This is a genomic window from Brevibacterium sp. 'Marine' (genome assembly GCF_012844365.1).
Classification (GTDB): Bacteria; Actinomycetota; Actinomycetes; order Actinomycetales; family Brevibacteriaceae; genus Brevibacterium.
On record NZ_CP051626.1, the window covers coordinates 61895 to 84424 of the forward strand.

The 22530-nt window shown below is 66.3% G+C and carries 22 protein-coding genes; 13 read left to right on the top strand and 9 right to left on the bottom strand.

Annotation, left to right across the window (positions count from 1 at the left end):
• Positions 1-36 precede the first annotated feature (36 nt).
• The 3 genes from HF684_RS00275 to HF684_RS00285 all read right to left on the bottom strand — a co-directional run bounded on the left by HF684_RS00275 (position 37) and on the right by HF684_RS00285 (position 2388).
• Complete coding sequence (locus HF684_RS00275) at positions 37-1284, bottom strand: DUF6596 domain-containing protein (RefSeq protein WP_169250821.1); 1248 nt, start codon at positions 1282-1284, stop codon at positions 37-39.
• Between the two features lie 41 nt (positions 1285-1325).
• Positions 1326-1706 (bottom strand): YciI family protein, encoded by a 381-nt coding sequence (locus HF684_RS00280; protein WP_169250822.1) that lies wholly within the window; start codon positions 1704-1706, stop codon positions 1326-1328.
• A gap of 106 nt (positions 1707-1812) precedes the next feature.
• Entirely contained in the window at positions 1813-2388 is a 576-nt protein-coding gene (locus HF684_RS00285; RefSeq protein ID WP_169250823.1) for a TetR family transcriptional regulator, read from the bottom strand.
• A 191-nt stretch (positions 2389-2579) separates the two neighbouring features.
• Between HF684_RS00285 and HF684_RS00290 the strand changes: the two genes are divergently transcribed.
• Positions 2580-3869 (top strand): MFS transporter, encoded by a 1290-nt coding sequence (locus HF684_RS00290; RefSeq protein WP_169250824.1) that lies wholly within the window; start codon positions 2580-2582, stop codon positions 3867-3869.
• Here HF684_RS00290 and HF684_RS00295 read toward each other — a convergent pair.
• The gene (locus HF684_RS00295; RefSeq protein WP_169250825.1) at positions 3851-5224 is read right to left on the bottom strand and encodes an FAD-linked oxidase C-terminal domain-containing protein; all 1374 of its coding nucleotides are present in this window, start codon (positions 5222-5224) and stop codon (positions 3851-3853) included. The two genes, HF684_RS00290 and HF684_RS00295, sit on opposite strands and share 19 nt — an antisense overlap.
• Positions 5225-5397: 173 nt before the next feature.
• Here HF684_RS00295 and HF684_RS00300 point away from each other — a divergent pair, with 173 nt between their 5' ends.
• From HF684_RS00300 to HF684_RS00315, 4 genes are all read left to right on the top strand, one after another.
• The gene (locus HF684_RS00300; RefSeq protein WP_169250826.1) at positions 5398-7218 is read left to right on the top strand and encodes a bifunctional 3'-5' exonuclease/DNA polymerase; all 1821 of its coding nucleotides are present in this window, start codon (positions 5398-5400) and stop codon (positions 7216-7218) included.
• A gap of 83 nt (positions 7219-7301) precedes the next feature.
• Positions 7302-8381 carry an NAD(P)-dependent alcohol dehydrogenase gene (locus HF684_RS00305; RefSeq protein WP_169250827.1) on the top strand — a complete coding sequence of 360 codons (1080 nt, stop codon included), beginning with the start codon at positions 7302-7304 and terminating at the stop codon, positions 8379-8381.
• Positions 8382-8526: 145 nt separating this feature from the next.
• Positions 8527-8994 (top strand): VanZ family protein, encoded by a 468-nt coding sequence (locus tag HF684_RS00310; protein WP_248279051.1) that lies wholly within the window; start codon positions 8527-8529, stop codon positions 8992-8994.
• An 80-nt stretch (positions 8995-9074) separates the two neighbouring features.
• A complete protein-coding gene (locus tag HF684_RS00315; protein ID WP_169250828.1) occupies positions 9075-9548 on the top strand; it encodes a VanZ family protein in 474 nt (157 codons plus the stop codon).
• A 39-nt stretch (positions 9549-9587) separates the two neighbouring features.
• Here the strand turns inward: HF684_RS00315 and HF684_RS00320 are convergent, their stop codons facing one another.
• The gene (locus HF684_RS00320) at positions 9588-10070 is read right to left on the bottom strand and encodes a MarR family transcriptional regulator (RefSeq protein ID WP_169250829.1); all 483 of its coding nucleotides are present in this window, start codon (positions 10068-10070) and stop codon (positions 9588-9590) included.
• A 101-nt stretch (positions 10071-10171) separates the two neighbouring features.
• Between HF684_RS00320 and HF684_RS00325 the strand changes: the two genes are divergently transcribed.
• A complete protein-coding gene (locus HF684_RS00325) occupies positions 10172-10570 on the top strand; it encodes a VOC family protein (protein ID WP_169250830.1) in 399 nt (132 codons plus the stop codon).
• On the opposite strand, the gene HF684_RS00330 is transcribed toward HF684_RS00325, so the two are convergent.
• From HF684_RS00330 to HF684_RS00345, 4 genes are all read right to left on the bottom strand, one after another.
• Entirely contained in the window at positions 10571-11002 is a 432-nt protein-coding gene (locus tag HF684_RS00330) for a YdeI/OmpD-associated family protein (protein WP_169250831.1), read from the bottom strand.
• A 45-nt stretch (positions 11003-11047) separates the two neighbouring features.
• On the bottom strand, positions 11048-12019 hold the full coding sequence (locus HF684_RS00335) for an isoprenylcysteine carboxylmethyltransferase family protein (RefSeq protein ID WP_169250832.1): 972 nt from the start codon (positions 12017-12019) through the stop codon (positions 11048-11050).
• The gene (locus HF684_RS00340) at positions 12016-12894 is read right to left on the bottom strand and encodes a PhzF family phenazine biosynthesis protein (RefSeq protein ID WP_169250833.1); all 879 of its coding nucleotides are present in this window, start codon (positions 12892-12894) and stop codon (positions 12016-12018) included. Before HF684_RS00340 ends, HF684_RS00335 begins: the two co-directional genes overlap by 4 nt.
• 159 nt (positions 12895-13053) lie before the next feature.
• Entirely contained in the window at positions 13054-14241 is a 1188-nt protein-coding gene (locus tag HF684_RS00345) for an ROK family protein (RefSeq protein ID WP_169250834.1), read from the bottom strand.
• 95 nt (positions 14242-14336) lie between these two features.
• Here HF684_RS00345 and HF684_RS00350 point away from each other — a divergent pair, with 95 nt between their 5' ends.
• The 7 genes from HF684_RS00350 (at position 14337) to HF684_RS00380 (ending at position 22429) form a co-directional block, all read left to right on the top strand.
• Positions 14337-15437 carry a Gfo/Idh/MocA family oxidoreductase gene (locus HF684_RS00350; protein WP_169250835.1) on the top strand — a complete coding sequence of 367 codons (1101 nt, stop codon included), beginning with the start codon at positions 14337-14339 and terminating at the stop codon, positions 15435-15437.
• Positions 15438-15456: 19 nt separating this feature from the next.
• The gene (locus tag HF684_RS00355) at positions 15457-16971 is read left to right on the top strand and encodes a sugar ABC transporter ATP-binding protein (RefSeq protein ID WP_169250836.1); all 1515 of its coding nucleotides are present in this window, start codon (positions 15457-15459) and stop codon (positions 16969-16971) included.
• Positions 16968-18053 (top strand): ABC transporter permease, encoded by a 1086-nt coding sequence (locus HF684_RS00360; protein WP_169250837.1) that lies wholly within the window; start codon positions 16968-16970, stop codon positions 18051-18053. Before HF684_RS00355 ends, HF684_RS00360 begins: the two co-directional genes overlap by 4 nt.
• A gap of 86 nt (positions 18054-18139) precedes the next feature.
• Positions 18140-19198 (top strand): ABC transporter permease, encoded by a 1059-nt coding sequence (locus HF684_RS00365; protein WP_248279236.1) that lies wholly within the window; start codon positions 18140-18142, stop codon positions 19196-19198.
• Positions 19199-19214: 16 nt separating this feature from the next.
• Positions 19215-20432, top strand: a complete 1218-nt coding sequence (locus tag HF684_RS00370) for a substrate-binding domain-containing protein (RefSeq protein ID WP_211168032.1) — start codon at positions 19215-19217, stop codon at positions 20430-20432.
• 27 nt (positions 20433-20459) lie between these two features.
• The gene (locus HF684_RS00375) at positions 20460-21419 is read left to right on the top strand and encodes a sugar phosphate isomerase/epimerase family protein (RefSeq protein WP_169250838.1); all 960 of its coding nucleotides are present in this window, start codon (positions 20460-20462) and stop codon (positions 21417-21419) included.
• The gene (locus HF684_RS00380) at positions 21416-22429 is read left to right on the top strand and encodes a sugar phosphate isomerase/epimerase (RefSeq protein WP_169250839.1); all 1014 of its coding nucleotides are present in this window, start codon (positions 21416-21418) and stop codon (positions 22427-22429) included. Before HF684_RS00375 ends, HF684_RS00380 begins: the two co-directional genes overlap by 4 nt.
• The last annotated feature ends 101 nt before the right edge of the window (positions 22430-22530 follow it).

Consider the following 22530-nt stretch of genomic DNA (forward strand, 5'->3'; position numbering starts at 1 on the left):
ACCCCCGCCCATCCCGAAGACGAGGTGACGTCCGTCTCAGGTGAGTCCGGCGAGGTAGGCGCGTTCGGCCGGGTCGGTGGTCAGGTCGAGAGCCCGCCGACGTGCGGTGGCCGCCTCGTCTGTGCGGCCGAGGCGAGTGAGCAGATGAGCTCGCAGCACCCAGGCAGGTTGGAAGGCTTCGAGGCGTGATGAGACGTCATCGAGCGCGTCGAGCGCCGCCAGCCCCGCCTCGGGTCCCTCGACTTCGGCGAGGACGGCCGCCCGCGAGACCGACCCGCCGAGACTTGGTGCGATCTGCCCGAGGTCGTCGTGGAGGCGCAGCAGCATCGGCCAATCCGTGGATCCGGTGCGGATTCCGGCCATATGGAGGAGTTGGATGGCCGCCTCGAGCCCGAATCGGCCGACGTGTCCGCAGCGGTGGACCTCGACGAGGTGGCGCTCGCCCGCCTCGGTGAGGGGTCCGTCCCAGCGGTTCGGGTCTTGGTCGGACAGGGGGACGAATCGTCCGTCGCCGCTGCGACGAGCGGGGAACCGGGCGGCTGAGAGGTGGATGAGGGCGGCCAGTCCGTGGGATTCGCCGTCGCCGGGGCACAGCTGCGCCACGAGGCGCGACAGGTACAGGGCTTCGCCGATCATGCCCTCGCGCGGCTGCGCGGCCGCCTGAGCCCATTCGATCGCGAAGGCCCCGTAGATCGTCTCGTGCACATCGGGCAGGCGGGACTCGAGGTCGAGGCGGTCGGGACTGCCGAAGGCGACGCCGAGACCGGCGACCCGCTTCTTCGCCCTGGTCAGACGGGCAGAGACGGTGGCAGCGGGCAGAGCCATGGCCGCCGCGATCTGTTTTGCCGTCATCCCCATCACCGCCGAGAGCATGAGCAGCGACCGGGCGGGAGGATCGATGTCCGGATGCGCGCAGGCGGCGAGGAGTTCGAGCCTGCGGTCGGGCAGGGCATCGGGATCGTGGTCGGCGGGATCGGTGCCGGACCCGCTGCTGCCGTCGATGCTGTCGATCGTCTCCTCGTCGAGGGCGGTCGCGGTTCGTGCCGCCGCCGATTTCCACACGTCCCGGCGGGCGTTGAGCGCCACCCGGTAGAGCCAGCCTTCGGGATTGGCCGGCGGACCTTGTGCCCGCCACGCGGTGACGGCACGTTCGAGCGCGGCCGACAGCGCATCCTCGGCGCCGGAGATGTCGCCGTCGGCAGCCGCGATGAGCGCGATGATCCTGCCCCAGCCGTCCTGGGACAGGATCATCGCGCGATCGGCAGGCTCTGCGGATTCGGTCATCGGCGGGTCATCGACGTTGCCCATTCATCGCGGCGGCCGGTTCACGCTCGTGTCCACTCGCCCGCGATGCAGGACGTCGCGGATCGGCGAACTTCGATCGTGCCGTAGGCCGTTCCGGGGAACTTCTCCGCCCAGGACAGTGCCGCTTCGCGATCGGGGACGTCGATGACGACGACTCCCGCGAAAGCCTCCTTGGCGGCTGCGAACGGGCCGTCCTCGATGACGACCTCGCCGGTCCTGCGGGTGACGGTCACGGCCTCGGTCTGCGGCTCGAGCATCTCCCAGGCGACGAAGACGCCCGCGGAGTTGAGCGCTGCCGCGTAGTCGTCCATGAGCCGCATCATCTCCTGGATGGCTTCTTCGCTGGGTTGAGGCCCGTCGGGGGTGAGTTCCGGGGCGTGGAAGACGAGTGCATAGCGCATTGTTCTGCTCCGTTCTGTGTGCGGCGGCCGGATTTCGGCCGCTTACAGACAAGACGATCGAATCGACGTCGATTCGACAGCTGTCCTCAGAATATCCCCGAAGCGATCACGACGGTGTCGAGGAGGCCAGCGCGGAGGAGGTCAGCGCCGTCACTGCCGCGCGCACGAGTTCGCGTTCGGGTGCCTTGCCGTCGAGATGATGGTGGATCGTCCATCCCTCGATGAGCGCATCGACGGCGTGGGCCGCGTCGGGGGTGAAGTGTTCGGTCAGCGCGGCCGCGCTGATGCCCATCCACGAGGCGGCGAGCTCGGCGGAGTCGGGGGAGCTGCGGCCATAGGAGTAGAGCTCGAAGATTCCCGCCATCTCCCGAGGGGAGGCGAAGGTGTCACCGCAGATGATCTCGACGACGGCCTCGCGCGCCTCGGCGGTGGTCGCCGCCTCGTGCAGACCTGCGCGGTAGCGGCCGGAGAGTCGGTCGACGAGCCGACGGAACGCCTCGGTGATCACCTCGTCGATGCTGGCGAAGTGGTAGGTCATCGACCCCAGGGGGACGTCCGCACGTGCTGCGACGGCGCGGTGGGAGACCCGGGCGACGCCGTCGTCGAGGATGAGCTCGAGGGCGGCCGCGATGATCCGTTCCCGGCGGCCGGGGTCGTTCGGCGCCCCGCTGCGTGCGCTCATTCGGCCTCCTTCGTCGAATCCCCGTGCTCAGTCCGTGCGGGCGGTTCTCGGTTCCCGAGACAGAACTGTCAGCTGTGACAGACGGACAACAGAGAGTGTACATTTGTACACCGATCGATGTGTGTACATCCGTACACCGATTCGAGGGCTGTCCGCCTCAGCACCGTGCACACCGAGAAGGAGATGATCCGATGACCGAACAGCAGGCGTTCAGGAAGTCGAGCACGAAGCCGACCCCGGCGACGGATCGCGCCTCGTCCCTGCGCGCTCGCCGTCTGTCCCTGCTCGCCCTCTTCTTCCTCCCCGGGATCACCATCGCCTCGTGGGTGACCCGCACCCCGTCGATCCGTGACGCCCTCGACGCGAGCACGGCACAGATGGGCCTCGTCCTCTTCGGACTCTCCATCGGGTCGATGCTCGGAATCCTCGCCTCCGGGCCGCTCGTCGGCTGTTTCGGGGCGCGACCGATCGTCGGCATCGGCACGCTCGGAGTCATCGCGAGTATGCCCATCATCGGCCTCGGCGCCGCCTGGTCGCAGTCGTTCATCGTCGCCGCAGGTCTCGTCGTCTTCGGACTCGGCATGGGCACTGGAGAGGTCGCGATGAATGTCGAGGGGGCGGAACTCGAGAAGCACCTCGATCGCCCCTTCCTGCCCGGCCTCCACGGCTTCTTCAGCCTCGGCACCGTCATCGGCGCGGTCATCGGGATCCTCGCCACCGCCGCCGACTTCCCCGTTCTCGTCCACCTCCTCCTCATCGGCATCCTCGGCGTCGTCGTCATGGTGCCGGCGATGCGCCACGTCCCCGCGGGGACGGGTCGGAACGCCTCCGCGGAAGGATCCCTCGCCGAGGCGGCCCCCGGTTCAGGTCCCGAGTCGAGTCCTCGGCCGGCTCGTACCGCCTCGGTGTGGAGGGACCCGCGGCTGATCGTCATCGGTGCGATCGTGCTCGGGATGGCGCTCGCGGAGGGCACCGCGAACGACTGGCTGCCGCTGGTCATGGTCGACGGGCACGGCTTCGACCCTGCGCTCGGTTCGAGCATCTACGCGATCTTCGCGGCGGCGATGACGATCGGCCGATTCCTCGGCGGCGGCATCGTCCAGCGTTTCGGTCGTGCGAACGTGCTCTTCGTCAGCGCCGCCTTCGGCTTCGTCGGCATCGGCTCGGCCTCCCTCGTCGACAGTCAGATCGTCGCCGCTGCCGCAGTGCTCCTCTGGGGGCTCGGGACCTCGCTCGGCTTTCCGGTGGCACTGTCGGAGGCAGGCGCCTCGGGCGCGCAGCCGGCCAATCGGGTGGCCGCTGTCTCGACGATCGGCTACCTTGCGTTCCTCGTCGGACCGCCCGCGCTCGGTCTGGTCGGGGACCACTGGGGGCTGCGGACGGCTCTGCTCATCCCCATGGGCGTGCTGCTGATCGTGCTCGCCCTCGCGCCGCTGCTGCGCCGCGAACCCCGGCCGGAACCTCAGACGAGCCCGGTGTAGACCGATCCCGGGTTGAAGATGTTGTCCGGGTCGAGGGCCTGCTTGATCCGGTGGTTGAGCTCCATGACGTCCTCGCCGAGATAGGGCGCGAGCCACGGTGCCTTGAGTCGGCCGACACCGTGCTCACCGGTGATCGTCCCGCCCAGCCCCGTGGCCAGGTCCATGACCTCGCCGTAGGCGATCTGCGCGCGCTTCTGCTGGTCCTCATCCTTGGGATCGAGGACGAGCAGCGGATGCGTGTTGCCGTCGCCGGCGTGCGCGATGACGGCGATCGTCACCTTGCGTTCGGCCGCGATCTTCTCAATCCCGAGGACCAGGTCGCCGAGCTTCGGCAGCGGAACGCCGACGTCCTCGAGCAGCAGAGCACCCTTCTTCTCCACGGCCGGGATCGCGATCCGGCGGGCCGTGACGAAGGCTTCGCCCTCGTCGGGGTCGGCAGTGAGATAGCACTCTGAGGCCGAGTTGCTGTTGCAGATCTCCTCGATGATCTTCGCCTGCACAGTGCAGTGCTCGCCGGGTTCGTCGGACTGGATGACGAGCATGCCCTCGGCCTCACGGTCGAGCCCCATCTTCAGCTCGTCCTCGACGGCGTTGATCGAGGGCTTGTCCATGAACTCGAGCATCGAGGGTCGCATGGCCTTCGCGATCTCGAGCACGGCGTTCGTGGCATCGGCGAGCTTCGGGAACATCGCGACGACGGTCGTCGGGGGCAGCTGGGCGGGAATGAGCCGCAGGGTCACCTCGGTGATCACGCCCAAGGTCCCCTCGGAACCGACGAAGAGCTTCGTCAGCGGCAGACCCGCGACGTCCTTGAGCCTCGGGCCGCCGAGTTTGACCGCCCGACCGTCGGCGAGGACGACGGTCATCCCGAGGACGTAGTCCGTGGTCACACCGTACTTCACGCAGCACAGGCCGCCGGCGTTCGTGGCGATATTGCCGCCGATCGAGCAGAACTCGAAGGACGAGGGGTCCGGCGGGTACCACAGGCCGTGTTCGGCCGCGGCGGCCTTGACCTCGGCGTTGAAGGCACCGGGTTGGACCGTGGCCATGCGGGTGACGGGATCGATGCTGATCTCGCGCATCGTGTCCAGGGACAGCACGATTCCGCCGGCGATCGCGGAGCTGCCGCCGGACAGGCCGGATCCGGCGCCGCGGGGCACGATCGGGACCTTCGCCTCGGCGGCGATGCGCACGACCGTCTGCACATCCTCGGTGGAGGTGGCTCGGACGACCGCGACCGGCACCCCGGCGTCGGGGTCGTTCGCGCGGTCCCAACGGTAGGCGTCCATCGAATCGGGATCGGTGATGACGGCCGTGGCCGGCAGGGCGGAGGTGAGAGCGGAGACAACGTCCATGTTGCGTATCGGCCTTTCGAGCGGAGTTCGGCACCCGGATTCCGCTCTCGACGTTACCAGGATCACGGTCGCCCGCGGCGGTCGGCTCGGGGCGCGGACAGGGCGCGCTCGCCCGGTGCCGCACAGCGTCGCGGCGGACCGAGCCGCAGGTCGTCGCGGCGTAGGCTGAACCCATGACCCTCAACCCCGATCGGCTCCCCGCGGCCTGCGTGCTCGGGACGCTGCCCGGCGACGGATTCGAGGGGACTCGGATCGGCATCGTCGATCTCGACGCGAGAGGAGCGGAGATCGGCCGGTTCGACCTCGCCGAGGCGGCCCTGCCCGAGTTCGTCCGTGACCGTGAGGACGCGGCCGGGGGAGGTCCGGGCGGGGAAAGTTCGAGCGGGGAAAGTTCGAGCGGGGCGGCTGCACCCCCGACCCGCTGGGTCTTCAGCGACACCCCGAAGTGGTATCCGTCGCTGTTGGACGCCGGGGCGAGTCTTGAGCGCTGCCACGATCTGCGCTTGGCCCATGCGATCCTCGCCCGCTCCGAACTCGTCACCGCACCGGAGGCGGTGCGCGCCGCCGTCGACTGGGATGCCGCGCCCGCCGACGCCGCCGCACCCGAACGGGCGGCCGCTCTCTTCGACGTCGATGCCGGACGCGGATTCATCCCACAGGTTCCGCACGACCTCGAGGCGGCCCTGGCCGAATACGTCCGGCAGACGGCGGCCGTGGACTCCGCGAGCGATCCGGGGCGGCTGCGGCTGCTGCTGGCCGCGGAATCGGCCGGAGGGCTCGTCGCCGCAGAGATGCGCGCGGCAGGTGTGCCGTGGGACGAGGCCGAACATGATCGGATCCTGACCGAACTGCTCGGTCCCCGACCGATCCGCGACGGGAAGCCCCAGAAGATGCTGGCCAAGGCCGAGGAAGTCCGAGCCGCACTCGACGATCCGCGGGTCAACCTCGATTCGCCGAACCGGCTGCTCGCGTCCCTGCGCAATGCCGGCATCAACGTCGCCTCGACCTCGAAATGGGAGCTGCAGACGAGCGACCATCCGGCGATCGCGCCCCTGCTCGAGTACAAGAAGATGGCGCGGCTGCTGAGTGCCAACGGCTGGCATTGGCTCGATGAATGGGTCGATGAAGGTCGGTACAGGCCCGTCTATGTGCCCGGCGGAGTCGTCACCGGGCGCTGGGCGGCCAGCGGGGGAGGGGCCCTGCAGATCCCACGGCAGCTGCGTCCGGCCCTGCGCGCCGACGATGGGTGGCGGCTCGTCTCCGCCGATGTCGCCCAGCTCGAACCCCGTGCGCTCGCCGCCATGTCCGGAGACCGGGCGATGGCGGAGGCCGGTCGTAGACGTGACCTCTACTCCGGGCTCGTCGACGCCGGGATCGTCGCGACCCGGCAGGAGGCGAAGATCGCGGTGCTCGGGGCGATGTACGGATCGACGACCGGGGAGGCCGGGGCCTTGGTGCCGCGTCTGCGGCAGAATTTCCCCGCCGCCATGCACCTCGTCGATTCCGCCGCCGAGGCGGGACGAGAGGGAGGAGTCGTGTCCACCTGGTTGGGCCGGACCTCCCCGCCGCCCGGCGAGGGGTGGCAGAGACTGCAGAGAGCGGCGAACCGCTTCGACGCCACCGGCGCCGACGAGCAACGGGCCCGGCGGGCCGCCGGCGACCAGGGACGATTCACCCGCAACTTCGTCGTCCAGGGCACAGCGGCCGAATGGGCGCTGGCCTGGCTGGCCGATCTGCGGCTGCGCCTGGCGCGGCTGCCGGAGATCGATGCGGCATCAGAGGCGGCCGCCTCGGGGCCGGTCTTCTCCCGGCGAGCCCACCTCGTCTTCTTCCTCCACGACGAGGTCATCGTCCATGCCCCGGCCGAGCAGACCGATCAGGCGGCGGAGGCGATCAGGGCGGCGGCCGCCTCGGCGGGGCGACTGCTGTTCGGGGATGCCCCCGTCGATTTCCCTCTCGACCTGAGCATCGGTGAGCGGGCGCTCAAAGAATAAGTCCATATGCATGGAATAGACTGCCGGCCGCAAGCGCTGGACGATGTGGCCCAGCTACGGATACGCAAGTCCAAGGAGATCACATGAGCATCAGCGTCAAGGCACTGCAGAAGACGGGACCGGACCAGCCGTTCCGCGTGGCCACGATCGACCGCCGGGATCCCCGACCCGATGACGTCGTCATCGACATCAAGGCCGCAGGCATCTGCCACAGCGACATCCACACCATCCGCAACGAATGGGGCGAGGCGCACTTCCCGCTCACCGTCGGCCACGAGATCGCCGGCGTCGTCGAGGCCGTCGGTGCCGACGTCACCGCGTGGAAGGTCGGCGACCGCGTGGGCGTGGGCTGCATGGTCAATTCGTGCGGCGAGTGCGAGGAATGCCGGGCCGGTCAGGAGCAGAACTGCCTGAACGGCAGCGTCGGCACCTATAACGTCGGAGACGTCGACGGCACGATCACCCAGGGCGGGTATTCGCAGAAGGTCGTCGTCAACGAACGCTTCGTCTGCCGGATCCCCGACGCCCTCGACTTCGACGTCGCCGCTCCGCTGCTGTGCGCGGGCATCACCACCTATGCACCGCTTGCCCGCTGGGGTGCCGGTGAGACGAAGAACGGCGCTCCCAAACAGGTCGCCGTGCTCGGACTCGGCGGACTCGGCCACATGGGTGTCCAGATCGCCGCGGCCATGGGCGCGCAAGTGACCGTGCTCTCGCGCACTCTGCGCAAGGAAGACGATGCGCTCGCCCTGGGTGCGACGCGGATGCTCGCGACCACCGAGGAGGACTTCTTTACCGACCACGCCGGCGAGTTCGACCTCATCCTCAACACGATCAGCGCCGACATCCCCGTCAACCGGTACCTGCGGCTGCTCAAGCCGCGCGGGGTCATGGCCGTCGTCGGCCTCCCGCCCGAGAAGCAGGAATTCTCGTTCGGCGCCGTCATCGGCGGGGCGAAGGCGATCGCCGGATCGAACATCGGCGGCATCGCCGAGACCCAGGAGATGCTCGACTTCTGCGCCGAACACGGCATCGCCGCGCAGATCGAGACGATCCCCGTCACCGAGGCGGACGCCGCCTACGATCGGGTCGTGGCCGGAGACGTGCGCTTCCGCGTCGTCATCGACACCGCCACCTTCGACGACGTCGAGGCCATCGCCTGATTCGTCTCCGCTGACATGCTTCGGCTGTGAGGGGCCGGGCGTGAGACCGCAATGGTCGGGGTGATTCCCGCAATCGATGCGGGAATCCCTCGACCATCGTGCCGCAGACGGGCACAATGAGACCGGGCCGAGGGACAGGGGAACGATGACGGGTGCGAGGCGACAGCTGCGGACGGTGCCCTTGGCGCTGCTCATCCTCTACACGATCTTCATCGGCCTCGTCACGCTCACACCCAACCAGTTGGACACCGGTCCCGGCTCATTCATCGCCGGACTGCTCGAGTTCCTCGCCTCCCACCGAGCGACCGCGTGGATCGACTACGTCATCCTCGAGAAGCTCGCGAATGTCGGCATGTTCATCCCCTTCGGCCTGCTTGTGGCCCTCCAGTGCGGACCTCACCGCTGGTGGGTCGGCTGGGTCGCGGGCATCGCATTCACCTGCCTCATCGAGGGCACGCAGGCGACCCTGCTCTCACCCACGCGTTACGCCACGATCAGCGACCTCGTGACGAACAGCCTCGGCGCCGGCATCGGAGCGGTGGCCGGACTCATCGTGATGACGATCTGGCCGCCGAGGATGGACCGGATTCCCGTCGATCACGAAGTCCGGTGAGAGATCCTGGGGTTCGGTGAGAGCCGGGCCATATCCGCATCTGAGGATGTGCCCAGGATTCGGCCGTAGATTTGGCGGTGATGACCGATCGTGATCAGCGCACAGTCGGTGCGCCGCTGGCCCTTCTCGTCCTCTACACCCTCTTCATCGCCGCCATCACGCTGACCCCGCAGCAGATGGGCACCGGCCCGGACACTCTCATCGGGCACGCACTCGACCTCTTCGCCGCTCACCGGGAGACCGCCTGGCTGACCTATGAACGGGTCGAGAAGCTCGGCAATGTGGCGATGTTCATTCCCTTCGGCTTCCTCGCGGCTCTGCACTTCGGGCGCCGACGGTGGTGGCTCGGATTTCTCGTCGGCGCGGGTTTCAGCGCCGGCATCGAGATCTTCCAAGGCACCGTGCTCACACAGACTCGCTTCGCCACGCTCAGCGACCTCGTCACGAACACTCTCGGCGCCGGCATCGGCGCGCTCCTCGGCCTGTGCTGCCTGGCTGTATGGCCGAAACGGTCGAGGAGGAGAGACTCCGAAAACGAGCTCGCGCTGGTGTAGGTCCGATTACGACAGTCCCGGGCGCCGATCTCCCAGCCCTCAGCGGTGCTCAGGCTCTTCGAGGGCCGCGATGCACCGGCCGAGCGCCTCGGTGACCATCGTCCGAGTCTCATCGTCGAGCGGTGAGACCATGCGGGCCGTGACCACTTCGACGCGGGAGACGGCCTGATCGAGCACCTCAACGCCGGCCGAGGTGAGACGTGTGGGCAGGACGCGACCGGAGTCGGCCGTGGCCGGCCTCGTGATCAGTCCCCGTTCCTGCAGTCCGCGCAGCAGCGTATTCATCGTCTGCCGGGTGACGAAGGCGCCGCGCGCGAGCTCGGAATTCGACGCTCCCGGCCGCCTGCGCAGCTGTTCGAGGCAGTTGTACTGAGGGGTGGTCAGCTCCAGCGGCCGCAGCGTCTCGTCCATCGTCGACCGCAGCGCCGTCTGCAGATGCTTGAGCTGATAGCCCAGCAGCGACTCGAGTTCCACCGGCCCATCCCCGGTTCCCGCAGTGTGATCCTTCGACCCTTGACTCATGTAAGTATTCTGACATACATTCGTCTATGTCAGAATACTGACATTGAATGATGAGGGGATTCACGTCGGGTGGCGGGGTCCCGGAAGAGAAGGAGAGCAACATGGATGCCTCAGGCACCGCACCGCAGGTCGACTCAGTCAGTGGTCCGGACTTCATCGCCTTGCAGGTCCGCGACGTGGAAGCGTCCGCGCAGTTCTACGAAACCAGGCTCGGACTCACCCGTGCTCCGGCCGCCCCGCCCGGAGCGGTCGTGTTCACGACCTCACCGATCCCCTTCGCCGTGCGCGAGCCGCTGCCCGGCGTCGACCTCGACTCCGGTGACCGTCCGGGAAACGGGGTGGCGCTGTGGCTGAGGTGCGATGATGCGCAGGCACTGCACGATTCCCTCGCCGAGGCGGGGGTGGAGATCCTCCGGGCGCCCGCTCCCAGCCCCTTCGGGCTGACCTTCGCGATCGCCGATCCCGACGGTTATGCGGTGACGTTCCACGACGCGGGGTGATCAGCGCAGCGAATCGACGATCTTCGCGATCCGGCGATCACGGGTCTCCTCGGCCTTCGCCGAGGTCACCTGTCGCACATGCTCCTTGCGCTTCGACGGAGCGAGCGCATCGAAAGCCGCGCGGACATCGGCGGCGGCGAGAGCTTCGGCGAGGGAATCGGGAACCGGGGTCTCCCGGTTCGAGGTGTCGTGCGTGAGCGTCACCTCGTGGGTCTCACCGCCGGCGACGCCGATCTTCTCCCGGTGCTCCTTGGCCAGCGGGAGCAGATACTTCCCACCCATCACCGCGGTCGTCGACGGATAGGAATAGCCTGCGATCGTGACGATGACCGGAACCCGCTTGCCCACGCCGAAGCCGAGCACGATGTCCTCGGGAACCTCGATGCCGACATTGTTGCCGAGTGTCAGGAGTTCAGTGGTGAACGTGACCATGGGGCCTCCTCGGTGAGCGGTCGTTCACGCCTGAGCGTAGGCCGATCAGTCCTCGTCGACAAGGTCGGGATCGGATTCGGCGGTCGAGAAGGTCGGCCACCAGCAGCGCACCCGCTTCGCGTAGTCGCGGTATTCGTCACCGAAGCGCTCCAGCAGGTCGGTCTCCTCGTGCGGGCGGATGAGCCAGTTCCACAGCAGTGAGCCGATGAGCGCGTACACGACGACGAGCCACGAACCGATGAGCAGACCCATCGCCACACCCTGGACGATTCCCGCGATGGCCATCGGGTTGCGGACGAAGGCGTAGGGTCCGCGGGCGACGAGGTGATGGGCCATCTGCGAGGGCAGCGGAGTGCCGGAGCCGAAGTTCGCGATCGCCCGCGCCGACCACACGCCGATGACGCTGGAGACGGCGAGCAGGGCGAAGCCGACGACGACCAGGAGGATCGGGAACTTGTAGGCGAGGTTCCACCGGTCTTCGAAGGCATTGATGATGACCGGGATGATGATGAGGAAGACGCCCCAGAAGACGACGATCTGAACCGTGGTGTGCACAAGCAGGCGGGAACGCACCCGCGTGTGGGAGCTGTGGAACGCAAAAGGCCCGATGAGGAGCTTCTCGGAGGGAATGCGGCCGACGATCATGAGCACCCCGGCGAGGAGGCTGCCGAGCGCGGCGAGGATCATGAGCACGGCACCGAGTCCCGCCTCGGTGGTGGCGGTGGCATAGATGACCATGGCCAGCGCCACGAGCACGGTCCAGCCGGTGGCGATCCACACCGCCCAGCGGACGTTGAGCGCGGCCAGGGCGGAGGCGATGACGAAGAGCGGGATGTCGACGATCGCGATCAGCAGCGGATTGATGCCGCCGAGCGTCGCTGTCGCCACCCCGGGAATCATCGCGGTGCCCAGCCACCACGCCGCTCCGGCGAGGGCCTGGAGGGCGAAGTACATGCGGCCGTGGAAGATGCGCAGTCGTTTCTTCGGTTTGTTCACTTCGGTGAGATGTCGATTCATGTGTGCACCGTCCCGCGGATGCAGACGGACGTGGCTCCGCCGACCCAGATCTCGTCGTCCTCGGCCGTGATGGAGACGACTCCGGAACGACCGAGGGCGGTTCCCTGGGTGGCGGTGTAGCTGTTCGGGGCCAGGTTCTCACCGATGAGCCATTGGGCGACGGAGGCGTTGAGGCTGCCGGTCACCGGATCCTCGGCGACGCCGACTCCGGGCACGAAGGCGCGGATCTCGTACTCGTGCTCCGACCCTTCCGGGTGGGCGCCGAGGACGCCGAGCTTCGCATCGGGAATCGCCGAGAAGTCGGGGGTCAGCGCGAGCACCTTCTCGGCGTTGGCCAGCCGCACGGCCGCCCAGCCGGGGCCGTTGTCGGCCCACTGGTGGCCGAGGATCTCGGAGCGGTCGACGCCGAGGGCGACCGCGATCTGATCGACGTACGCGTCGTCGAGCGGACCCGAGCGCAGGCGATCGGGGGCGGCGAAGGCGAGGGCCTCGGAGGGTTCAGCGGCGGGGTCGGTCGGGCCGCCTCGGCGAGGGGTTCTGCGGATGTCGACGAGCCCGGCACCGCATTCCTGGACGATGCGGTCCTCGTGCTTCGGGGCGCCTCCGGCGTCGAGCCAGGCCGCGGCCGAACCGAGGGTGGGGTGGCCGGCGAAGGGCAGCTCCCGGTGCGGGGTGAAGATGCGCAGGCGGTAGTCGGCCGCGGGGTCGTCGGGCGGGAGGACGAAGGTGGTCTCGGACAGGTTCGTCCAGTTCGCGATGCGAGCCATCTGCGACTCATCGAGGCCATCGGCATCGACGATGACCGCGACGGGGTTGCCCTGGAAGGGCACGGCAGAGAAGACATCGACCTGGGCGAATCGGCGGTGCTGTGACAATGACACTCCTTCGCAAGATGCGGACCACGCGGCGAGCGGGGGATTGCGCGGGCGCTTCTCACAGTGTAAAGGCCCAGGCCGGAGCGTTCGTGGATTGGCCCCCGGCGGCGCGGGGATGTCATCTGCGGCGCGGGGGTGTCAGCTGCGGAGAGCGGGGTGTCAGCTGCGGAGGGCGGCGGAGATCCGCTCAGGCGACAGTGCAGCATCGATGGCCAGGTGAGCCGCGCCGAGGATTGCGGCATCTCCGGCCGCACGCGACGGTGCGATCGTGAGGTGCTCGGTCGACAGCGGGATCGACCGTGCGTAGACGACCTCGCGGACCCCCGCGACCAGATGTTCGGCGGCCTGCGCCATGGTTCCGCCGATGAGGATGAGTGCGGGATTCATCAGGCTCACACACGTGGTGAGCACCTCACCGAGGTCGCGCCCGGCCTGGCGGACGGCCTGAATGGCCTGCAGGTCCCCGTCCTTGGCGAGGCGGACGACATCGCCGGGCGTAGCAGCGGGAACCCCGGACTTCGTCAGGTCCCGCGCGATCGCTCGACCGGAGGCGACTGCTTCCAGGCACCCGCGGTTGCCGCACGCGCAGGGGATCTCCGCGGCACGGGAGAGTGCGACATGGCCGATATCGCCTGCCGCACCGTGCGAGCCACGGCGCAGGGAGCCGCCGGAGATGACTCCGGCCCCGATGCCCGTGGCGACCTTGACGAAGATCAGGTCGGATGCTTCGGGCCAGGCCGCAGTCTGCTCGCCCAGTGCCATGATGTTGACATCATTGTCGACGAGGACAGGAGCCGAGAAGGTCTTCTTCAGCGCTCCGGGGAGATCGAAGCGATCCCAGCCGGGCATGATCGGAGGATTGATCGGCCTGCCCGTTGAGTACTCGACGGGACCGGGCAGACCGATTCCGATGCCGACGACCTCGCCGATGGTGCGCCCGGTCTGCTCGAGCAGTTGGAGGGCAGTGGTGGTCATCCAGTCGACGGCGTCCTCAGGGCCGGTGGAGATGGCTCGTTTCGCGCGATGATCGGCGAGCAGCTCACCGGCGAGGTTCGTCACCGCGATCCGCGCATGTGAGGCCCCGAAATCAGCGGCGACGACGACGCGGGCCCGCGGATTGAAAGCGAACTGCGAGCTCGGCCGACCACCGGTGGAGACTGCATCATCGACGGGAGCGATGAGCCCCAGACCAAGCAGCTGTTCGATCCGGTGCGCCACTGTCGGGCGAGACAGGCCTGTCGAGCGAACCAGTTCCGCACGAGTCCGCGGTTGACTGTCACGAAGCAGCTGAAATAGCCCACCCGCATGGGACAGGTCGAAAGTGTGCGAATCGGTCGACAACGTCATCCGTTCAGTAAACCACATTGCGACTTCTGAGCTGTCCTATGAATACTTTTGAAAAAGCATTGACAAAAGGCGTGATGCAGACAACATAATGGTGCATGGTCAATCTTGCTCATGCGGTTTCGCAGGCCCCTCGAATAGGTCTCCTCGGCGGCGGGTTCATGGGCCGCGTCCACAGTCGAGCCGCTCGATCAGCCGGAGCCGTACTCGACAGCGTCGCGGCCTCCAGCTCATCGAGAAGCGCCGAGGTCGCCGCCGAATTGGGATACTGCCGCCCGGCACCGGCCTCCGAGCTGTTTGAGCGATCGCTCGACGCGATCCACATCTGCACTCCCAATGACGTCCACGCCACGCAGTCCCTGCAGGCGCTTGACGCGGGATCGAACATCATCTGTGAGAAGCCCTTGGCCACTGATTCGACAGCCGCGCGTGCCGTGTTGGCCCGCGCCGACGAGGTGGGACTGCTTGGGACCGTTCCATTCGTCTACCGCTACCACCCGATGGTGCGTGAAGCCCGCGCCCGATTCCGCGAGGGTCAGGCCGGGACTCTGCTGACCGTTGACGCCGGATATCTGCAGGACTGGCTGCTCGGCTCCGGCGACGAGAACTGGCGCGTCGACTCCGCACGCGGCGGCCCATCGCGGGCCTTCGCCGATATCGGCTCCCACCTCGTCGACCTCATCGAGTTCATCGTCGACGACCGGATATCATCCCTGGTGGCGACGACGAGAACCGTTCACCCCCGCCGAGGCGGCACCGCAGTGACCACGGAGGACACCGTAGCCGTGACCGTCGAGTTCTCCGGCGGCGCCGTCGGTTCCCTGTTGGTGTCCCAGCTGGCTCCCGGACGCAAGAACGGGTTGACCGTGGAGATCGCCGGCACCGAGGCGAGCATGCGCTTCGAGCAGGAGCGGCCCGAGCAGCTGTGGTTCGGCAAGCGCGCCGACAGCCGGCTTCTCGTGCGCGACCCCGACTCTCTGTCCGCCGATGCCGCTCGCCTGTGCATGGTCCCGGCCGGCCACCCGCAGGGATACCAGGATGCATTCAACGCCTTCGTCGCCGACTCCTATGCGCTCTTTGTCGGTGATCAGAGAGAGGGAGTGCCGATGCTGTCCGATGGTCTGCGCGCCCTGCTCATCACCGAAGCTGTTCTGAAGTCTGCCGAACAGCGCTCGTGGGTCGAGGTCGAGTCGTTGTGATCATCATGGGAGCACAGACATGAGCGCTGCAGGGCCGGTCCGGCCGGTGCTCTCGGCTGCCGGGATCACGAAAGGCTTCTTCGGAGTCGAGGTCCTGCACGGCGTATCGCTTGAGGTGCACTCCGGAACTGTCCACGGTCTCGTCGGTGAGAACGGAGCAGGAAAGTCCACTCTGATGAAGATCATCGCCGGCGTCTACCAGCGGGATTCCGGAGAGCTGCGGATCAACGGCGAACTGGTCGACTTCTCCCATCCGGTCGAGGCCGAACGAGCCGGAGTCGCCACCGTGTTCCAGGAGTTCAACCTGCTGCCGGATCGCACGGTCGCCCAGAATGTCTTCCTCGGACGCGAACCGCATAAGTGGGGAATCGTCGATGTCGCTGCGATGAAGCGGCGGACCCAAGAGCTCCTCGACGAGCTCGACGTCACCGGAATCACGCCCGAAGCGAAAGTCGGCTGGCTGACGGTGGCCGAGCAGCAGATCGTCGAGATCATCAAAGCACTGTCTGTTGATGCGAAGGTCATCTCGATGGATGAACCCACCGCGGCGCTGTCGGACAACGAGGTGGCTGTTCTCTATCGCGTCATCGACACTCTCAAAGCCAAAGGTGTCGCGATCATCTACGTGTCGCACAGGCTGCAGGAGATCTTCGACCTCTGCGATGAGATCACCGTGTTGAAGGACGGGTCCCTGGTGGCCGGCAGACCACGACACGAGTTCGATCATGCGAGCTTAGTGCGGGCCATGGTCGGTCGACCCATCAGTGCCTTCTTCCCGGATCCCGAAGCGGGGACGACGATCGGAGAACCGTTGCTGGAGGTCAACGGCGGGGGAAACGAACAGCTTGAGAGCATCGAGCTCGAGCTGCGTGAGGGGGAGATCCTCGGTGTCTCCGGTCTCCAAGGCTCGGGTCGGACCGAACTGCTCGAAGCGCTCTTCGGAACACGGCCATTCACACGGGGCACGGTTCGCCTGTCCGGAAAGACCGGGCGGATCAATTCCGCGCGGCAGGGTGTCCGTCAGGGTCTGGCTCTGGTCACCGAAGATCGCAAGGGCACAGGTCTGGCGCTGTCTCAATCGATCGCAGACAACGTGCTGTTGGCCATTCGTGCGGTGTTTCCGTCGAGAACTGCCCAGGTGAAGTCGGAAGTGCCGACGATACTCGAATCGCTCGAGATCATCAGCCGGGGACTCGGCCAGGAAGCGCGGGCACTGTCCGGAGGCAACCAGCAGAAGGTCGTCCTTGCGAAATGGCTGGCGACCTCACCCCGGATCGTGCTCCTCGACGAACCGACCCGCGGGATCGACGTCGGAGCCAAAGTCGCCGTCTACCGACTGGTCCGAAGCCTGGCGCGCCGCGGAGTGGGCGTCATCCTCGTGTCGAGTGAGCTTCCGGAGGTCTTGGGTTTGGCCGACAGGATCCTGGTGATGGCCGATGGGCGGATCGCCGGGGAGTTGCCTCCCGGTTCGAGTGAAGAGGAGGTTCTGTCGATGGCGACCGGAACCGAAGCCCAGGTGGTGACAGGACAGTGAGAACTCGACTGCGTCGTCTCGACACCACCGCTCTGGTCTATATCGCCTTGGTCATCGTGCTCATCGTCGCTGCGATCCTCGTCTCCACAACCGGTCGCAATCTCTTCAGTCCCGGAAACATCCGCGACATCCTCACCGGGATGAGCGTGCTCGGTTTCGTGGCGATCGGACAGACTCTCGTCATCCTCGGTGCTTCCCTCGACCTGTCAGTCCCCTACGTCATGAGCCTGGCGAGCCTGGTCGCTGCCCAGACCATGGACGGCAGAGATGGGATGGTGATTCCCGCAGTGCTGCTCACCGTGGCCATCACGGCACTCATCGGGCTGGCCAACGGGCTCTTCGTTTCGGTGCTGAAGATCCACGGCTTCGTCGCCACCCTTGGAGTCGGGTTGATGCTCAAGGGTTACTTGGACACGAACTATCAGGGCACCGAGGGTGAAGTCCCCTGGTCGTTCCAGCTCTTCGGCGCCTCGGGTATCGGTCCGGTCCCGATTTCGACGATCGTCATGCTGGCCTTGGCTGCTCTCGTTGCGTTCATCCTCGTACGCACGACGTTCGGCCACCACCTCTTTGCCTCAGGAGGCAACGCCGAGGTCGCTCGGCTCTCGGGAGTCCGCGAACGCCTGCCGATCATCGGGGCGCACATCGGCAGTTCGGTCTGTGCAGGATTCGCGGGGCTGCTGTTGGCCAGTCGGCTGGGCGTCGGCAGTCCGACCGTCGGCTCACAAGGCACCTACGATCTGCTGTCCATCGCCGCGGTCGTGCTCGGCGGCACAGTCCTCATGGGTGGGCGAGGATCGATCTGGGGAACCATCGGCGGAGTCGCGATCTTCGCAGTCCTCGACAACCTCATGAGCGTCATGCAGTTCAATCCCTTCCTCAAAGATGTCATCCGCGGTCTCGTCATCATCGTCGCCGTCGCACTCTACGCGCGGCGCAGAATCATCGCCCGCCGCATCAGGTTCGCCCACGCACCGCAGGGTCCGAACATCGCCACCAGGAACCGCGCCGGAATCGAGACTCCACGAACTGACAACCTCGTCGAGAGGGCGGCCGTCACCGGAGAGGGGAGCAAGGCGTGATCTCCTCAACTGCGCACCCGCAGTCTGCGCAAGCACAATCCGCGCTTTCACGGTCGGGGCGGGATCACCTCGGTGTCGGGGAACGGATTGCCGAACTGGGACGGCGAGCACTCGATCCGAAGGGGATCGTCGTGGTCCTCCTCATCGTCATTCTCCTCGCCATCGTCGTGCTCAACCCGAGCTTCGCCGAGCCCGGTTCGCTGATGCGGTTCATCCAACGGGTCGCACCCATCGCAATCGTGGCGATCGGACAGTATTTCGTCATCGTCAGCGGAGAATTCGACCTGTCGATGGGAGCCGTCGTCACTGCTCAGGTGATGACCGTCGGCCATCTCGTCGGAGTCGATGAGTCGAAGACCGGTCCGGTGTTCGTCGTTCTCATCGGGATGGCCATCCTCGTCGGACTGGTCAACGGATTGGCTACGACTCTGCTGCGCGTGCCCTCCTTCATCGTCACCTTGGGCACCATGCTCATCATCCACGGGGCAATCATGTGGTGGACCGGAGGCGTGGCGACGAGCAATCCCGCCGAGAATTTCCGACAGATCGGCCGAGGCGGGTTCGAGGACATTCCGCTCATCGATTTCATTCCCTATGCGGTACTTATCCTGGCGGCAGTGACTCTTCTGGCAGTGTGGCTTTCGCTTCGTCCCTTCGGCCGTACTCTGGTCGCGATCGGAGACAATTCGGCAGCAGCGACCTTCGCAGGCACCCGGGTATGGTGGACCAAGACCTCGGCTTTCGTGATCTCGTCGTTGTCGGCCACTGTCGCCGGCGTCCTGCTGGTCGGTTTCGCCGGAGTGCATCCCTCGGTCGGGCAGGGCTACGAATTCACAGCGATCACTGCCGTCGTCCTCGGCGGAGTGGTCCTCGGCGGAGGCCGAGGCACCGTCCTCGGCGCTCTCACAGGTGCGTTCACCTTAGAAGCCCTCTTCACTCTGCTGAACTTCACCACGGTTCCGGCAACCATGCGCGATGCGATCCAAGGCGCGATCATCATCGCCGCAGTCGCCTATTCGGGAGTGGTCTTCGCCCGACGGCGCAGACGCGGCCGGGCCCCGGCCTCGACGAACTCATTGACCACCTCGGCGGAGACAACTCCGTCGACCCCACCGGCCGGCGGCGATGGTGCCGTACGGCAATGACAGAGGAGAACCCATCATGAGAACAGGACTGAAACCAGTGCTGAGGACGGCGGTCGCGCTGGTCGGTGCCTCCGCGCTCATCGCTTTGGCCGGGTGCACAACCGACCCCACGGTGGAACCCGGCGGAGGCGAGGGCGGCGGAGAGGACTCCTCTGAGGAGTGGTTCGATCAGAAGCTCTATGATCGCCAATTCGAAGAACGCGACGTCGTCCCCGAAGGACCGGAGGACAAGCCGTACCTGCAGATGATCAACCCTGAGATGGGCGACACCTCGGAATTCAAATCCGAGGGCGGGAAGAAGATGTGCTTCGCCAATGCCTCGATCTCGAACCCCTGGCGGCAGACCGGTTGGATCACTATGAACGAACAGCTGAAGGATCTCAAGAAGAACGGTGTCATCACCGAGATGGAGACCCGCGACGCACAGGACAACGACGACACCCAGATCGCCGACATCGACTACTTCATCTCGGAAGGCGACTGCGACGGCTTCATCATCTCGCCGAACTCGACCTCGGCGATCACCCCTGCCGTTGAACGCGCCTGCAAGACCGACAAACCCGTCATCGTCTTCGACCGAGGTGTGGAAACCGATTGCGCGGTGACATTCATCCATCCGATCGGCGGCTTCGCATGGGGCATCGACACTTCACAGTTCCTCATCGACAACCTGGAGAAGGGTGACAAAGTCGTCGCACTGAGGATTCTGCCCGGCGTCGATGTGCTCGAACAGCGGTGGGCGGCAGCCGAGAAGCTCTTCGGCGAAGCCGATATCGAGGTCGTCGACTACTTCACCGAGGGAGACCCGGCCGAGATCAAGAAAGTCGTCTCCGATGAGCTCGCCAAGGGCGACGTCCAAGGTGTGTGGATGGACGCCGGTGACGGCGCCGTCTCCGCCGTCGAAGCCTTCGAGGACGCTGGACAGGACTACCCCGTCATGACCGGAGAGGACGAGCTCAGCTTCCTGCGCAAATGGAAGGACACGGACATGACGGCACTGGCTCCCGTGTACTCGAACTTCCAGTGGCGGACACCTCTGCTCGCCGCCGAGATGATCTTCAAGGGTGACGAGGTGCCGACCGAATGGGTGCTGCCGCAGAGCCCGGTCACGGCCGAGGACCTTGACGAATACCTTGATCGCAACAAGGGAATGCCCGATGGGCACTATGCGAAGTTCGGCGGCGAGGACCTGTCCGGATTCCCTGAGGTGTGGCAGGACAGGGTCATTCCCTGATCAGTGAGAGACGAGTCGAGCCGGATCATGACACGTGAGATCGGGGTCAACACCTGGGTGTGGGTGTCACCGTTGACGACCGACCGCCTCGGTGAGTTCGCCGGCCGTGCCCGCGATTTCGGATTCGACCTGCTCGAACTTCCTGTGGAGGCGCCGGGGGACTGGGACCCCGGCGCCGCCGCCGAGGTGGTGGCCGAATTCGGTCTGGGTGCGCGGGTCGTCGGGGCGATGGGGCCCGGTCGGGACCTCATCGACCCGAGGTTCCGACCGGATACGCAGGACTACCTGCGGCACTGCGTTGAGGTGGCAGTCCAAGTCGGTTCGCCGACTGTGGCCGGACCGTTCACAGCAGCGACCGGCAGGGTGTGGCGGATGGATGCCGGGGAACGGACCGCTGTGGTTCGGACGCTTCGGGAGGCTCTGCTCCCTGTGGCCGCGTTCGCGGCTGAAAGGGACGTGACGATCGCTGTGGAGCCTCTCAATCGCTACGAGACGAGCATCATCAACACCGTCGAGCAGGGGCTGGACGCATTGGACCCGCTGTTGGGTGAAGGCGTCGGTTTGGCACTGGACAGCTACCACCTCAATATCGAGGAACGATCTCCGGCCGCTGCGATTCGAGCCGCCGGGGAGCACTGTCGAGTCGTACAGGTCTGCGGCAACGACCGGGGGCCGGTGGGCGGCGATCACACGGATTGGGCGGCGTTCTTCGATGCACTCGACGACATCGACTACCTCGGACCGCTCACGGTGGAGAGCTTCACCGGCGACAATGACACGATCGCCGTGGCTGCTTCGATCTGGCGGCCGTTGGCAGAGAGTCAGGACGCACTGGCGCGTTCGAGCGCCGAGTTTCTCACCGCGCTGCAGCGGGCGCGGGCACGAGCACACCACGAGGACCACTTACCTGGTCACGACAACTCATCCGATCACGACCATCCAGCTGGTCACGATCGATCATCAGGAACTGCAGAGGAGCAGCCATGACCGACAGCTCTCATCCCGTCACTCTCTTCACTGGACAATGGGCCGATCTTCCGTTCGAGGAGGTAGCGCGCCTAGCTGCCTCCTGGGGCTATGACGGCTTGGAGATCGCTTGTTCCGGCGACCATCTCGACTTGGTTCGGGCCGATGAGGACCCCGCGTATCTGAAGTCGAGGCTCGAGGTCCTCGATCGGTACGGGCTCAAGGCGTGGGCGATTTCGAACCATCTCGCTGGTCAAGCCGTCTGCGATGATCCGATCGACTTCCGGCATCAGGCGATCGTCAGGGACTATGTGTGGGGAGACGGTGTGGCGGAGGGAGTGCGGCAGAGGGCGGCCGAGGACATGAAGCGCGCTGCCCGTGTGGCGCGGCGTCTTGGAGTCGACACGGTCGTCGGATTCACCGGTTCGAAGATCTGGCCCTATGTTGCGATGTTCCCGCCTGTGCCTGCGTGGGTCATCGACGAGGGGTATGAAGACTTCGCGAATCGGTGGAATCCGATCCTCGACGTCTTCGACGGTGAAGGGGTCAGGTTCGCCCACGAGGTCCATCCCTCGGAGATCGCCTATGACTATTGGACAACAGTCCGGTCGTTGGAGGCGATCGACCATCGCGAGGCGTTCGGACTCAATTGGGATCCCAGCCATCTGCTGTGGCAGGGAATCGACACCGTCGGCTTCATCACGGATTTCGCCGATCGCATCTATCACGTCGATTGCAAGGACACTCGGCTGCGGCCGTCGACCGGCAGAAGCGGAATCCTCGGTTCTCATCTGTCCTGGGGCGATCCTCGGCGGGGGTGGGATTTCGTCTCGACCGGCCATGGCGATATGCACTGGGAGGACGCGTTCCGGGCGCTCGCCTCGATCGGATACGACGGACCGATCTCCATCGAATGGGAGGACGCTGGGATGGACCGTCTCCACGGCGCCGCCGAAGCGGTCGACTGGATCCGCGAATTGCTGTGGAAGCGACCGGAGACCTCGTTCGATGCAGCGTTCTCGAATCAATGAGGTCCCTTGAGCAATCGACCAGGTGATGCTTTTCAAGGCTTCGAAGCGCCCGACCTCCCGAACGATGGACGCCGCAACCTCCGGAACCATGGGCGCACCGA